At 66.6% G+C, this 13897-nt stretch carries 13 protein-coding genes; 8 read left to right on the forward strand and 5 right to left on the reverse strand.

The genetic code is table 11. The features are described 5' to 3' along the window. The first annotated feature begins 110 nt into the window (after positions 1–110). The 4 genes from H1R19_RS22550 (at position 111) to H1R19_RS22565 (ending at position 3889) form a co-directional block, all read left to right on the forward strand. Positions 111–770 carry a helix-turn-helix transcriptional regulator gene (locus H1R19_RS22550; protein WP_244970805.1) on the forward strand — a complete coding sequence of 220 codons (660 nt, stop codon included), beginning with the start codon at positions 111–113 and terminating at the stop codon, positions 768–770. 78 nt (positions 771–848) lie between these two features. Further along, a complete protein-coding gene (locus tag H1R19_RS22555; protein WP_219850216.1) occupies positions 849–1385 on the forward strand; it encodes a hypothetical protein in 537 nt (178 codons plus the stop codon). A 35-nt stretch (positions 1386–1420) separates the two neighbouring features. After that, positions 1421–2812, forward strand: a complete 1392-nt coding sequence (locus H1R19_RS22560; RefSeq protein ID WP_219850217.1) for an acyl-CoA synthetase — start codon at positions 1421–1423, stop codon at positions 2810–2812. A 195-nt stretch (positions 2813–3007) separates the two neighbouring features. Further along, positions 3008–3889, forward strand: coding sequence for a type IV toxin-antitoxin system AbiEi family antitoxin domain-containing protein (locus tag H1R19_RS22565; RefSeq protein ID WP_219850218.1), 882 nt, complete (start codon positions 3008–3010; stop codon positions 3887–3889). A gap of 40 nt (positions 3890–3929) precedes the next feature. Here H1R19_RS22565 and H1R19_RS22570 read toward each other — a convergent pair whose 3' ends face one another. Both H1R19_RS22570 and H1R19_RS22575 read right to left on the reverse strand, forming a co-directional pair. Further along, positions 3930–5117 (reverse strand): alpha/beta fold hydrolase, encoded by a 1188-nt coding sequence (locus H1R19_RS22570; protein ID WP_219850219.1) that lies wholly within the window; start codon positions 5115–5117, stop codon positions 3930–3932. Further along, complete coding sequence (locus H1R19_RS22575; protein WP_188328500.1) at positions 5114–6223, reverse strand: homogentisate 1,2-dioxygenase; 1110 nt, start codon at positions 6221–6223, stop codon at positions 5114–5116. Before H1R19_RS22575 ends, H1R19_RS22570 begins: the two co-directional genes overlap by 4 nt. Before the next feature lie 346 nt (positions 6224–6569). Here H1R19_RS22575 and H1R19_RS22580 point away from each other — a divergent pair, with 346 nt between their 5' ends. The 3 genes from H1R19_RS22580 to H1R19_RS22590 all read left to right on the forward strand — a co-directional run bounded on the left by H1R19_RS22580 (position 6570) and on the right by H1R19_RS22590 (position 8965). Next, the gene (locus H1R19_RS22580) at positions 6570–7184 is read left to right on the forward strand and encodes a TetR/AcrR family transcriptional regulator (protein WP_188328501.1); all 615 of its coding nucleotides are present in this window, start codon (positions 6570–6572) and stop codon (positions 7182–7184) included. Between the two features lie 57 nt (positions 7185–7241). Next, positions 7242–7814: a GNAT family N-acetyltransferase gene (locus H1R19_RS22585; RefSeq protein ID WP_188328502.1), complete on the forward strand. Its 573-nt coding sequence runs from the start codon at positions 7242–7244 to the stop codon at positions 7812–7814. Between the two features lie 206 nt (positions 7815–8020). Further along, positions 8021–8965, forward strand: coding sequence for a manganese catalase family protein (locus H1R19_RS22590; protein WP_219850220.1), 945 nt, complete (start codon positions 8021–8023; stop codon positions 8963–8965). Positions 8966–9102: 137 nt separating this feature from the next. Here H1R19_RS22590 and H1R19_RS22595 read toward each other — a convergent pair whose 3' ends face one another. Together H1R19_RS22595 and H1R19_RS22600 are read right to left on the reverse strand one after the other, a co-directional pair. After that, positions 9103–9843, reverse strand: a complete 741-nt coding sequence (locus H1R19_RS22595) for a DUF429 domain-containing protein (protein ID WP_219850221.1) — start codon at positions 9841–9843, stop codon at positions 9103–9105. Between the two features lie 16 nt (positions 9844–9859). Then, positions 9860–11161 (reverse strand): TrpB-like pyridoxal phosphate-dependent enzyme, encoded by a 1302-nt coding sequence (locus H1R19_RS22600; RefSeq protein WP_188328505.1) that lies wholly within the window; start codon positions 11159–11161, stop codon positions 9860–9862. A gap of 207 nt (positions 11162–11368) precedes the next feature. Between H1R19_RS22600 and H1R19_RS22605 the strand changes: the two genes are divergently transcribed. Continuing rightward, the gene (locus H1R19_RS22605; protein ID WP_308258843.1) at positions 11369–12544 is read left to right on the forward strand and encodes an IS481 family transposase; all 1176 of its coding nucleotides are present in this window, start codon (positions 11369–11371) and stop codon (positions 12542–12544) included. Between the two features lie 85 nt (positions 12545–12629). Here the strand turns inward: H1R19_RS22605 and dinB are convergent, their stop codons facing one another. Next, the gene (dinB, locus tag H1R19_RS22610; protein ID WP_219850222.1) at positions 12630–13838 is read right to left on the reverse strand and encodes a DNA polymerase IV; all 1209 of its coding nucleotides are present in this window, start codon (positions 13836–13838) and stop codon (positions 12630–12632) included. Between the last annotated feature and the right edge of the window lie 59 nt (positions 13839–13897).

Below are 13897 nucleotides of genomic sequence, written 5' to 3' on the forward strand. Positions count from 1 at the left end.
TCCATCCCGCGTCGGGATCGCAAGCAGAGTCGATCGCAGCCGAGCAGCGCCGCGCCATCGTCATCGATGCGCGCACGCCGAGTCGAATGTCGACCCAGGAGGACCGCGACGTGTCTGTACCCCTCAACGAGATCGACCATCCGTCTTCTCGCACCGGGCACACGTCCGCCGGGCAACGGCGTCCGTCCAGAACGGCCCCGACAACTGCGACGGCACGCCTGGCTGCCGTCGTGGCCGAGGGAGACATCTTCGACGCCGCGCTCGTCGCCCTCGTGGAGACCTCCGGGTACAGCGCGGCCCTGATCGAACCCGCCCAGCTCCCCGCCCTTCGCGATCCCGCCGTCCTGCTCGTGCGTTCCGCGGCGATGCTCGGTTTCGCTCGGCGGTTGCCGATGTTGCGAACCGTGAGGGTTGTCCTCGTCGGCGACGGCGTTGCAGGTTATGACCACATCCGCATCTCCCCGCGGGCACCCGATGCTCAGGGCGCGCTCCTCAACGCACTCGCCACCACGATCGGCCCGCCGCCGCCCTCCACGCCGGTCGCGCCGGTCAACCGGGTGCGCGTCACCGAACGCGAGCAGGAGATCCTGACGACCTACACACTCGGTGCCACGTTGCGGCAGACCTCGCGGGAACACCAGATCGCCGAGAGCACGGTCCGCGAACACTATCGTCGCGTCGTCCGTCGCTACGAGGAGGCCGGCCGTCCCGTCGGCAACAAGGCGCAACTACTTCTGGAGTTCATGGCCGACGGGTGGGTACGCCCGTGAGGCGTACCTCGGGCCGTCTCTGAACCGGAGGGACCTAAGGCCCACGACTCCGCCCGACGATCGGCACAGACTGAGGAAATGCGGCCGGATTCGGGCAAATACCACCCCACGCTCACCGCGCATGGCCGACGACCCTGGCCAGCATGGGTTCTCGCCCTCATCGAGGGCTTTGTGGCGTACCAGGCGATCAGCGGGGGCCTCGCCCTGATCGACGACCGGTGGGTGATGCCCCGAGAGTGGCTGCACAACACACCTTTCGACAACTGGACCGGTCCCGGACTACTGCTCATCGCCACAATCGCGGTTCCGCACATCCTGGCCGCGCTGGCCATCGTCGCCCCACCCGTCAGCGCACGACTCGCGAGTCTCGGCGGTCTGTTCGCCGGAGCGTCGTTGATCGTGTGGATTCTGCTGCAGGTCGCCTTTCTTCAGATCTTCTTCTATCTCCAGCCGGCGGTCGCGGTCATCGGCGTGATCGAGATCGCGCTGGCCGCCTGGTGGAGACATCTCGACCACCGCGTCGACGATCGGCGCGTCGAGCCGCTGGCACCGGCTCCGGGAACATCGAGCCGGACTCCCCGCGCGCCGCGTGACCTCGGCGATCGCAGCAGGTGAACGGTTGAACTGTCGCACCGTGGCACAGTGAGTATGTGCTGCTGCCGACCTTGACCCCCACCGCGCCGGACGACCCAGACGTGATCCGCATCGGCGGCGACCGTCTCTCACGCGAGGATCTGGTCGGCGCCGCGACCGCGGTGGCCGAGCGGATAGCGGGGGCGCGCACCGTCGCTGTCCTGGCCACCCCCACTGTCGACACCGTGCTCGCGCTGGTCGGCGGATTGATCGCAGGCGTGCCGGTGGTCCCGGTGCCGCCCGACTCCGGGCCACGCGAGTTCGAACACATCCTGGCCGATTCGGGCGCGCAGGCCTGGCTGGGACAGGGCCCGGCGGAGGCGACGCTGCCCGTCATCCCCGTCCGGCGATACGCGAAGTCGTGGCATCGTCACCCCGAACCGCACGCCGACTCGACGGCGCTGATCCTCTACACCTCCGGTACGACGGGGTTGCCCAAGGGCGTGCCGATCACCCGGCAGGCGATCGCCGAGGGACTCGATGCCCTCGCCGACGCCTGGCTGTGGACGGCCGATGACACACTGGCACATGGCCTTCCGCTGTTCCACGTACACGGCCTCATTCTCGGCGTGCTGGGTCCGCTCCGCCGGGGCGGACGGTTGATCCACACGGAGAAGCCGACCGCCGCAGGTTACGCGGCCGCCGCCGAGGCGGGCGCGAGCATGTTCTTCGGCGTACCGACGGTGTGGAGTCGCATCGCTGCCGAACCTGTTGCCGCACAGACGCTTTCCACTTCGCGTCTGCTCATCTCGGGCAGCGCTCCACTCCCGGTTCCCGTGTTCGAACGGGTGCAGGAGCTGACCGGACACCGGATCGTCGAACGCTACGGGATGACCGAGACGCTGATCACCGTGAGCACACGCGTCGACGGCGAGACCAGGCCGGGCTGGGTGGGACTTCCCCTGCCCTATGTCGAGACGCGTCTGGTGGAGTCCGGCGAACCGGTACCGCACGACGGCCAGAGTGTCGGCGATCTGCACGTACGCGGCCCGATGATGGCGTCGGGATACCTCAATCGCCCCGACGCCACCGCCGAATCATGGCTCGACGACGGCTTCTTCGCGACCGGCGACGTGGCTGTCATCGATGCCGACGGCATGCACCGCATCGTCGGGCGCCGTGCCACCGACCTCATCAAATCCGGCGGTTTCCGGATCGGTGCGGGTGAGATCGAGACCGTGCTGCTGGCGCACCCGGCAGTCCGCGAGGTCGCGGTGATCGGCGTCCCCGACGACTACCTCGGACAACGGATCATCGCCTACGTGGTCGGCGAGCCAGTCGCCGACACCGAACTCATCGAGTTCGTCGCGGGCGAGTTGTCCAACCACAAGCGGCCCCGGGAAGTCCGGTTCGTCGACTCGCTTCCCCGCAACGCCATGGGCAAGGTCCAGAAAAAGCTCCTGGGCTAGCGCCTACCCTCCCAGAAACCGCCCCCCAATAACCGCCCTGCACAGGGGCATCGACGACATATGGTCGTCGGGGCCCCTGTGGTGGGTGGAATGTGGGGCGGTTCTGCGTTCCCGGCCTGTCCACAACCCGGGCGCGCGTCCACACCCCCCGACACCGCGTCTCCCCGGGTCCCCGAACGCCCGACACTTGCGCGCATGGACTACGACCAGCTCATCGTCCGCTTCGGAGGCGTCGCGTCGGCGAACCAGCTCGTGAGTTGCGGGGAAACCCGCGCGGACATCCGACGCGCCGTCGAAGCGGGGGTGATCCGGCGGATTCGGCACGGCTGGTTCCAGCTGCCCGATGCCGATCCGGAGGTCGTGGCGGCGGTCGCCGACAATGCTGTGGTGTCGTGCGCGTCCGCCCTTCGACGCCATGGACTGTGGGTTCCGGAGCACCCCACCGAGTTCCACGCACGCGTGACACGGCATGAACGACGCCGCTCCCCCGACCGATGCCGACGCCATGGCCGTCCGACGCCGGCCCCCGCCGCCGTCGACGACGTCGCAACCGCCCTGCAGTACGCAGCGCGGTGCTTCGACAGGGAAGGGTTCATCATCCTGTGCGACTCCGCACTGCACCACGGCAGGCTGACCGTCGACGACCTGCGCGCGGAGTTCGCCCTCGCCCCGCTCTCCATCCGGACGGCCCTGGAGAAGTGCAATCGGCTCGCGGCGTCGGGAACCGAGACCGCGGCGCGATTACGACTGATCGGTGCGGGGCTTTCGGTGGAGGTCCAGCATCATGTGCCCGAGGTGGGCTGGGTCGACCTGCTCGTCGGCAACCGTCTCGCCATCGAGCTCGACAGCCTGGCCCACCACACCGGCGTCGACAACTACGAGACCGACCGTGTACGGAGCCGTAAGCTGATCTCGCTCGGCTACCGGCCGATACGCCTCACCTACGCGCAGGTCTTCCACGACGGGGAGAGGACCTACGCAGATATCGCCGCCACCGTCCGCAAGGGTTATCACCGCAGTCGAGGCGCCGGGGCGCCTCAAAAAACAACCCTCATCAGCGGCGTCGACGACGCATAGTCCTCGGTGCGGCTGCTGAGGGTGGTTTTTGGGGTTGCGCTCAGTTGGTCCACGCCCGTTCGCCCATCCAGTCGGTGATGACGCCGACCGCCTCCTTCAGACGCGGGATCTGCTCGCGACCCGAGTAGTAGTGCGTCGCACCGGAGATGGTGTGAAGTGTCTTGTCGGGATGGCCCACCGCGTCGAACAACCGGTGGGTGTGGCTGGGTGTGCACGCGTTATCCGCGGAGTTGCCGATGACCAGTGTCGGTACTTCCAGATCCGCCGCGCAGCGCGGCCCGTCGCCGTGCGCGTCGTCGTAGCTCCACTGCGACAACCAACTCCGCAGAGTGGTGAAGCGTGCGAGTCCCACCGGACCCATGTTGACGATGCGCGGATCGCCGAGGTAACAACCGAGTTCGCGGTCGCTGGGGTCGACGGAGAGGTCCAGCCACCGCGGGTCCGCCATCGTGCCGTGGACGATGAAGCCGCGCTCCATCAACGGTTCGCCGCGCCCTCGCAGATCGGCGAGTTGTTCCTTGACCCATGCCGTGATCCGGCGGTTGCGGTCGATCTGCGCGGCACGGTACCGCTCGAGGAACTCGGCCGTATAGGGCGGCTGGTTGGGGTTGGCCGGATTGTAGAGGTCCAACTCCGGGTCGCGCTTGTCCGGATCGGTCTCGTCGAGGATCGACGGGTCCATCCACTCGGTGAGCGTTCCGTGCCGGGATACGTGTGCGGCCAACAACATCATTCCGTCGGCGGCCGGGAGATCGAGTTCGGTGAGGTCGGGCGGCTCGCCGGCCGGGGTCTGCGTCACCGTCGCGTGCTGTGCCTGCTGTTGGTAGTACAGCGACAGCGCACCGCCACCACTCCAGCCGGCCAGGATCACCTTCTCGTAGCCGAGCCGTTCACGTGCATCCTTCACACAGGCGCCGAGGTCCTGGACCACCTTCTCCATGATCAGCGCGCTGTCGACGCCGCGGTACCGGCTGTTGCAGTAGATGACGTGGTGGCCCGCCCGGGCCAGCGCATTGGTCATCGGCAGGTAGGCGCCACCGCCGATGGGGTGCATGAAGATGATCACGTTCTTCGACGGCACTCCCTTGGGACGCAGGAGGTAACTCTCCAGCACCACGCTCTCGGTGACGCCGCCGTAGGTGTCCTGGTATGCCGAGAGGTCGTCGAAGACAACGAGATACGGGATTCGTTCGTACTCGTGCCGGGGCAGGGTGTCCGCGGAGCTCATACCTGGGCCTCTTCTTTGACCTCGACGGTGGCCGAGTCGATCATCGCGGGTGTGGGGATGAGCCGTCGACGCGTGTCGATCGAGATGACCTTCCATTCCACCCGGGCGAACTCGTCGAACTTGCGGCGCGACCGTTCCCGGGCGCGTTCCGGGATTCCGTGGTGCATCCCCTGCGGTGCGTGCGAGATGAGCCCCGGGGGCATCCCGATCCCGAACATGCTGCCGCCGTGGAAGAATGCGATCTCGTCGAAGTCGGTGTTGCGGTGGTACCACGGCAGCCGTTCGGCGCCCTTGCGGGCCTCCGCGGGACGTGGCAGGAAGTTCATCACGTACACCCCCGTCGCCTGCATGAACAGGTGCACGGTCGGCGGCAGATGGACGGTCTCGGAGGTGATGACGTCGTAGTCCTCGATGTTGAAGGTGAACGCGAAATTGTCTCCGCGCCACCCCTCGACGTCGAGCGGATGGAACGGGTAGAACAGCGACGTCTGGCCGTCTCGCTGGCGGAAACGCACCTCGTACTCGTCGCGGCCGTCGCCGTCGAACGCCTCGGCCTCCGGCACGACGACGAGCGAGGAGTCGAACGGGAAGAAGCGGCCGAGAACTCCCGGCTCGGGGACCCGGTACTCGTCGACCGCTTCGATGATCAACAGCAGCGAGGCGTCGTCGGGCACCTGGCGGTAGGTGCAGCCCTTCGGGATGTAGACGTAATCGCCCGGCCGGTAGGGCAATCGCCCGAACTCGGTTTCGAAGTGGCCGGTGCCCTCGTGCACGAAGATGAGCTCGTCGCCGTCGACCGGGCGGAACCAGAACGGCGCGGCTTCGGCTCGTCGGCTCAGTGAGATCCGGCAGTCGTCGTTGTAGAACATCACCAGCGGTTCACCCGCGGGGTCGATCTGATCGGTCGGCGTGAGATCGGTGACGATCCGGTCGACACCGGTGTGCGTGCCGACCGCCCGGAACTGGGTCGGATCGTTGCGACGGTACAGATGTGCTGTGCGCCCGGTGAATCCGTAACGTCCGAGCTCATCGTCCTTGAGGTCCTCCACATCTCGGTGGACCTGGCGTGGGGTGCGGCCCTTGCGGTGTTGGATGAACGATTCCATGCGAGCTCCTGTGGTGGTGGGGTACGTGAGCGGGTCGGGTGTCAGGTTCGTGGCCGCCCGCATGGCCGCGACTGGTCGGCCAGGGCTTCGACCTCCTGGCTTTCCGCAAAGGGTCGTGGGCCGTCGTCGAAGGAGGGGAGGTTCTCGTCCCGGGTCATCGTCGCCATCGGTATCCCCTTTGAGCTGTCGCCGCGTTTTTCTGATGCTAGATTCAGGTTCAGAAGATGACAAGGGTCACATCGTGTCGACGCGGCCGCCGCGAGCTCGCAAACAGATTGCTCGCGTCGGCGTGGTTGGATCAGCCGCGTGGTGTGAAGTGTCATCGGTGTTGTGGAAGGAGGTCACGGTGCCGCCGACGAGCAAGGGACGCCAGACCGAGGCCGCGTTTGTCGAAGCGGCACGCCGCACCTTCGCCGAGAAGGGGTACCTGAACACCAAGATCTCCGACATCGCGGCGGCAGCGGGACGGTCGACGGGTTCGTTCTACAACTATTACGACAGCAAGGACCAGCTTCTCGAGGCGCTTCTCGACCAGTTCAGCGTCGAGGTCGTCGAGGGCTCACTCGCGACACGGCACACCGACCCGGAAGCGGGCGTCCGCGCGGCGGTGACCGCCTACTGGACGACGTACAAGAAGTACCTGCCGGAGATCATCGGACTGTTCCAGATGTCGATGCTCGACGACGAGTTCCGGGAGCGATGGCACGCCAACCGCACGTCGGGGATCAAGCAGGTGCTCGCGGGACTGCACAGCGCGGAGCGGGCGGGATACGAGGTCGGTCTCCCACTCGAACCGCTCGCGTCGGCGCTGGTGAACACGCTCGAATCCTCGTGCTGGTCCTGGCTCGCGGTCCGCGGAGGTGTGGTCGGTTCCATCCCCGACGACGACACGGCGATCGACATCCTTACCACCATTTGGTACCGCACGGTGTACCGGTCAGGTCCACACATTCAACGCTGATCGCGGAAAGAACCTGGCCCTTGCGCCGCGTCGTCGCCAATTGTGATGCTGGGACGCATGACGATCGACGTCCGGCCCGCAACGATCTTCGCCGACATCGCCACGATGGTCGGGCCGAAGAAGCCGACCTCCAACGTCTGCTGGTGCCTGAGCTACCGCATCCCGAGCAAGCAGAACCAGACCCTGGTGCGGGAGCAGCGCGGCGAGTTCGTGAAAGAGTTGTGCGACAGCGGTATTCCACTGGGCATTCTCGCCTACGACGACGATGAGGTGGTCGGCTGGGCCGCGGTGTCACCGCGCGCCGACACCACCTTCGCGCGCAATCGCAGGATCCCCCACGTCGACGACCTGCCCGTGTGGTCGGCCTGGTGCATCCGTGTCCGTCCCGGGCATCGCAAGAAGGGCATCTCCCACGCATTGCTCGAGGGTGCAGTCGATTACGCACGGTCCAACGGGGCGCCGGCCGTCGAGGGGTACCCGGTCGACAATCGCGGCGAAAAGGTCGACCTGACCATGGCCTACGTCGGCACCCGCGGCCTGTTCGAGTCCGCGGGCTTCTCGAAAGCGGCCGACACCACGTCGGTACTCGACGGATTCCCGCGCGTGCTGATGCGTAAGCGGCTCAACTGACAGTCCCGAGGTGACGGAATGTTTTGCGTGGCGAAGATCGGGTACTGCTACCGCTACCAGTTGGTCAAGAATGCGGCCTCTGTCAATGATGTGGCCCCTTCCCCGGGGCGGCGGCGAAATATGAGTGTCTGCACGCCGACAGGCCTCGTCCGCCTTCGCCGATCGCGAGGCCACTCGACAACTTCACCTGCGAACGAGGAGAGCCTGTGTACCTACACACCCAACAGTTGATCAACGAAATTGCCGTCGACGAGCCCGATCCTGCCGCCGCGAACGCCCTGCAGGAGGGCTTGGGCGGACAGTTCGGCGAGATGCGCACGATGATGCAGTACTTGTTCCAGTCCATGAACTTTCGCGGAGACCCCGCATCGAAGCCCTATCGGGATCTGCTGCAGGGCGTGGGGACCGAAGAGATCAGTCACGTCGAACTCATCGGCACCACCATCTCCCGGCTGCTCGACGGCTCACCGGAGTACAACGGCAAGAAGACCGATCCGGTCGACAAGCCCGGCGAGAAGGGGGCTACTCCCCTCAAGATCGCCCTGGACACCAGCAACATCCACCACTATCTCGTCGGCGCACAGGGCGCACTGCCGGTCGACGCCGCCGGCAATCCGTGGTCGGGGTCCTATGTGTACAACAGCGGGAATCTCGTCTTGGACCTGCTCTACAACCTGATGCTCGAGTCCACCGGACGCCTGCAGAAGTGCCGGATCTACGAGATGACCGACAACAAGACCGCCCGCTCCACGATTGCCTACCTGATCGTCCGTGATCAGGCGCACGAGAACGCCTTCGCCAAGGCGCTGGAAAGTCTCGGGGTCAACTGGGGATCGATCCTCCCCATCCCGAAGACCAACGCCGAACGGTTCCCCGAGGTCAAGAAGCTTGTCGACCAGGGGCTACAGAGCGTCCAGTACACCTTCAGCGCCGACAACAAGAGCGACGCCGCCAAGCTGTACCGCGGTGCATCTCCCAGCGGCGACGGGACCGAGCTGAGCACCGCCGTCATGCCCGAAGGATTTCCCATGACCATCGCGCCTGAACGTCGGGAAGAGTTTGCGCCCGGACTGGACAAGGACCTCCTGGCGCTGATCCAGGCGACCGCCGAAGTCGAGATCGCCGCAGCCGACGACCCCGGCACAAAGTAGTCGCACCCGGAGGACGGCACCACACCCGGTGCCGGACGGCACCCGGCGGACGGCACCACACCCGGTGCCGTCCGCCGACTCGTCAGACACCATCGACATCAGCTCCCCGCGGTGCCGGCGACCCGAACGTCCAGGTGTCAGGGAAGGTCTCCGAGGTCACAATCCGGCACGTGAATCCAGCCTTCGGCCTCGGCGACCGCGCGGTCGGCTCGGGCGGGGAGCGTCGTGCGGCCCAACGACGCCGCGCGGGCGATGAGTGCGGTGATCACTGCGTCGAAGGCGTCGTCGTCGCGCGCCGTCGTCGCGGCGTGCCCACCCAGCGACAGCCAGGGGGCCGCGGCCTGCAGCGACTCACCGAGCGCCGCCAGTACCGCCCGATTGGCGGCACGTTTGTACCCGCGCGAGACCAGACCCCACCGCTTGAGCGCGCCGGCCGGATATGCTTCGACCGCCCAGCCGCCGACCCTGTCATCGACGCCGAGGTCGGCGAGCAGACCGGCGCACCGGAACGCGACATGCGCGATCTGGTCGGCCGAGACGCTGAGTGGTCGTCCCAGGCCGGCCTCGGCGACCCGCAGATCGGTGCGACGCAGCGCCAGCGGCCGGCGATTCCCGATGTCGTCGAGCCGACGACCGGGTGGCAACTCGTTGCGATGGTGTGCGACAACGAACTCCACGAACTCGTCGGGCCAGCCGAACGGTGAGTCGATTCCGATTCGCGTCGCGCCGTCGACCAGTCGGCGGATCGTCGAGTCGTCCGCGCCGACGACCAGGTCGACCAGCGCGGCGCGTTCGTGATGCCAGTCGACCACCGCCACCGCGGTCTTGTCCGGTGACGCGGACAGGTCGACGCCGACCGTCCGCATCACCGGAGTCATCCTGGCAGGGGGGATCTCAGAAGTTGCCGTCGAGGAACTCGGCGTAGGCGGGCAGGTCGAGCTGCCCGTGACCCGAGAGACCGATCACGACGACCTCTTCTTTGTCGCTGTCGGCGACGTGGGCGGCACACGCCGCGATCGCATGCGTCGATTCCGGGGCCGGGACGATGCCCTGGGTCCTGGCGAACTGCACGCCGGCGCTGAACGCGTCGTGCTGGCTGATGGCCACACCCTGCACCAGACCGAGCTCGACGGTGTGGCTCAACGCCGGGGCCATGCCGTGGTAGCGCAGGCCACCCGCGTGAATCGGATCGGGAACGAAATCCATTCCGAGAGTGTGCATCTTCAGTAGCGGTGTCAGTCCGGCGACGTCACCGTGGTCGTAGCGGTACTCGCCCTGGGTGATGGACGGGCACGCGGAGGGTTCGGCGGCGATCACCCGCGGATCGGAGCGTCCGTGCAACTTTTCACGCAGGAACGGGAAGGACAGGCCGGCCAGGTTGGAACCGCCACCGGCACAACCGAACACGATGTCGGCGCCTCCCGGCTCGACGGCGTTGAGCTGATCGACGGCCTCCACACCGATGACGCTCTGGTGCAGCACCACGTGATTGAGCACGCTGCCGAGCGCGTACCGGGTGTCGGCGTTCGCAGCGGCGACCTCGACCGCCTCGCTGACCGCCATGCCCAGACTGCCGGTGGTGTGCGGATCCTTGGCGAGCATCGCACGCCCCGACTCGGTGAGGTCCGACGGGCTCGGGTGGATGGTGCCGCCGTAGGTGCGGATGAGGAAGCCGCGGTAGGGCTTGGAACTGTACGACGCGCGAACCTGCCACACCTCGACGTCGATGCCGAACTGCGCACCGGCGAATGCGAGCGCGCTGCCCCACTGCCCCGCACCGGTCTCCGTGGTCAGCTTGGTGACACCGTCGAGGCTGTTGTAGTACGCCTGTGCGACAGCAGAATTGGTCTTGTGACTGCCGACCGGACTGACGCCCTCGTACTTGACGTAGATGCGCGCCTTGGTGTTGAGCGCCTCTTCGAAGCGTCGGGCACGGAAGAGCGGTGACGGGCGCCACATGCGGTAGATCTCGCGGACCGGTTCCGGGATCTCGATGTAGGGCTCGGTGGAGACCTCCTGCGCGATGAGACCGCTGGGGAACAGTGCGGCCAGGTCCTCCGGACCCACCGGCTCCTTGGTCCCGGGATGGAGATGGGGCGGGATCGGAGTGTCCAGCTCAGCGGCCAGGTTGTACCAGTGTGTCGGAACTCCGACAGTCACCAGATCGGGATTGCCGGCGTCCACGTGCATCGTCATGGCTCAACACTCTAATGCTCGACCCTCGTCCGGAACTCCCACCTCGACGATCCCGCTCACGTTTTGCGGCGCCGCGATCCGTAGCAATCATGTGGTCATAGCGCGCTGTTCTGATCCGGGACATCGCTGACAGGTGATGTCTCGGGACATCGCTGACACCTGAGCAGGGCGTGGCCAGCATGGTTCATGGCCCAGAAGGTGACGGCGATGGACGTTCGTGCAGCTACGGCGTTGGCGGGTGGAATCGAGAACGTGGCCGAGTTCTGTCGGGAGCAGAACATCAGCCGGCAGACGTTCTACAAGTGGCGGCGCCGCTTCGTCGCTGATGGGCTGGCCGGGCTCGAACCACGGTCGCGCCGACCGCACACAGAGCCGGGGCGTGTGGGTGGCGACGTCGAGGCGCTGGTGATCGCCACGCGGACGCGTTTGCAGTCCGCGGGCCTGGATCACGGGCCGCAGTCGATTGTGTGGACGTTGCAGCGTGAGGGTGCCGATTCGGTGCCCTCACGCTCAACCGTATGGCGAATTCTGCACCGGCACGGGCTAATTGTTGCCGAGCCGGCCAAACGGCCGAAGTCGTCGATGCGGCGGTTCTGCTACGAGCGCCCCAACGAGTTGTGGCAGTCGGACTGGACCGAGTGGCACCTCAGCGACGGCACCTCGGTAGCGATCGCGGGCACAATCGATGACCACTCCCGGTATCTGTGCGCGCTGGCCCCCGACACCGGTGACGCCACCACCACACTGGTGTGGCAGGTGATGCTCGCCGGCATCACCGAATGTGGTGTTCCGTCGATGTCGTTGACTGACAACGGATTTGTGTACACCGGTAAGCATCGTGGATTCGAAACACCGCTGGAGAAGAATCTGCGTGCGCTGGGTACCCGGACCATCAACTCCCGCCCGTATCACCCACAGACCTGCGGCAAGATCGAGCGGTTCTGGCAGACACTCAAACGCTGGCTGAACACCCAACCGGCACCGGCGACCGTCGGCGACCTCAACGAGATGCTCGACCGATTCCGCGGCTATTACAACCACAGTCGACCCCATCGTGCGCTACGTGGTGCGACTCCGGCCGAGGCGTTCCATGCCACCGAACACGCCCGGCCGGTCGACCGGCCGTTACCAGCACCAGTGTTCACCACCCGCCAACAGGTCAACCCCAAGCAAGGCAAAATCACTGTGGGCCCCTACTTCGTCCAGGTCGGCAACCGGTGGGGTGGACACACCCTCGACGCCATCTGCGACGACAACCACATCGTCATCTTCAGCGGCACCACCATTGTGCGTGAGTTCGACGCCGACCCCACTCGCCGCTACCAAGGCCAGCGTCGAACCCCCGGCACCCATGGCAAACGACAACCACTTCCGGCAGCATGACTGTCAGCGATGTCCCGAGACAAAAGTGTCAGCGATGACCCGAGACACCACAGTGGACATAGCGCGCATTGTCGCTACGAAATCCCTAGTCGGGGAGCATCGGGGCGTCGTCGCCGTGGTTCCGGCCGATCAGCACGGCGCGGGTCACCGAGTCCCGTCCGAACCGGTCGCGCAACAGATCCATCGTCGCGTCGAGTTCTTCTGCGTGGTCGGTGTCGAACGGCAGTGTGAGCTGGATGTTGTCGTGGTCGTCGAGGTTGGTCAGCGACAACCCGACCAGGGTGCAGCCGCGGTCCCGGATCAGCGGCATCGCGTCGGCGAGCAGGCCGCGCGCCGACGCCATGATGATGTCGGTTCGGTCGGTGGACTCGAGGAGTGTGCGGGATCGGGTCGCACGGTTGAAGTCGTCGAATCGCAGGCGGAGAACGACTGTGCGACAGACACGTTCGGCAGCGCGCAACCGCTTGCCGAGGCGTTCGACGATGGCCACGATCGTCGCCTCGAGATCGGCCTCCGACTTCGGCCGGCGCCCCAGGGCACGTTGCGACCCGATCGAGCTCCGGCGTTTGCCCGTCTCGACCCGACGCGGGTCCTGCGCCATCGACAGTGCGAACAGGTGCCGGCCCGCACCGGATCCGACGACGGCGCGCAGAGAGCGTTCGCCGAGCTCGGCGAGCTGACCCACGGTCTCCACCCCCGCGTCGGCCAGCTTGGCCTCGGTGACCGGCCCGACACCCCACAGCCGACGCACCGGCAGGGGATGGAGGAAGGCCAGTTCGGTGCCGGGAGCGACGATCAGCAGTCCATCGGGCTTACCGACGGCGCTGGCGACCTTGGCGAGGAACTTGCTGCGCGCACCGCCCACGGTGATCGGCAGACCGACCTCGTCGCGGACGCGATTCCGGATGGTCGACGCCACGTCGTGCGGGGTGCCGCTGATCCGGCCCAGGCCCCCGACGTCGAGGAACGCCTCGTCGACCGAGATCCCCTCGACCACCGGGGTGGTGTCGTGGAAGATGTCGAAGACCTCGCGACTGGCCTCCATGTAGGCGTCGAACCGAGGGCGGACCACCACCGCGTCGGGGCACAGCGCGCGGGCCTCATGGCCGGGCATCGGCGACCGGACCCCCCTGGCCTTGGCCTCGTAGCTCGCGGCGAGCACCACGCCGCCCCCGACCAGGACCGGGCGTCCGCGCAGTGATGGGTCGTCCCGCTGCTCCACCGAGGCGTAGAACGAGTCGAGGTCGGCATGCAGGATCGTCGCCTCCGGACGCTCCCGCCGCTCGATTCGCATAGAACACATGTTCGCATACCGGCACGCCAGCCGGTAGACGCTTGACTTCAAGCGGACTT

Origin of the sequence: Gordonia jinghuaiqii (assembly GCF_014041935.1) — a bacterium.
Taxonomy (GTDB): domain Bacteria; phylum Actinomycetota; class Actinomycetes; order Mycobacteriales; family Mycobacteriaceae; genus Gordonia; species Gordonia jinghuaiqii.

Excerpts from the sequence above, each read along its gene's own strand:
- H1R19_RS22555 (WP_219850216.1), top strand. The coding sequence starts at position 849 with ATGCGGCCGGATTCGGGCAAATACCACCCCACGCTCACCGCGCATGGC.
- H1R19_RS22565 (WP_219850218.1), top strand. The coding sequence starts at position 3,008 with ATGGACTACGACCAGCTCATCGTCCGCTTCGGAGGCGTCGCGTCGGCG.
- H1R19_RS22595 (WP_219850221.1), bottom strand. The coding sequence starts at position 9,843 with ATGACTCCGGTGATGCGGACGGTCGGCGTCGACCTGTCCGCGTCACCG.
- H1R19_RS22570 (WP_219850219.1), bottom strand. The coding sequence starts at position 5,117 with ATGAGCTCCGCGGACACCCTGCCCCGGCACGAGTACGAACGAATCCCG.
- H1R19_RS22605 (WP_308258843.1), top strand. The coding sequence starts at position 11,369 with ATGGACGTTCGTGCAGCTACGGCGTTGGCGGGTGGAATCGAGAACGTG.
- H1R19_RS22585 (WP_188328502.1), top strand. The coding sequence starts at position 7,242 with ATGACGATCGACGTCCGGCCCGCAACGATCTTCGCCGACATCGCCACG.
- H1R19_RS22575 (WP_188328500.1), bottom strand. The coding sequence starts at position 6,223 with ATGGAATCGTTCATCCAACACCGCAAGGGCCGCACCCCACGCCAGGTC.
- H1R19_RS22600 (WP_188328505.1), bottom strand. The coding sequence starts at position 11,161 with ATGACGATGCACGTGGACGCCGGCAATCCCGATCTGGTGACTGTCGGA.
- dinB (WP_219850222.1), bottom strand. The coding sequence starts at position 13,838 with ATGCGAATCGAGCGGCGGGAGCGTCCGGAGGCGACGATCCTGCATGCC.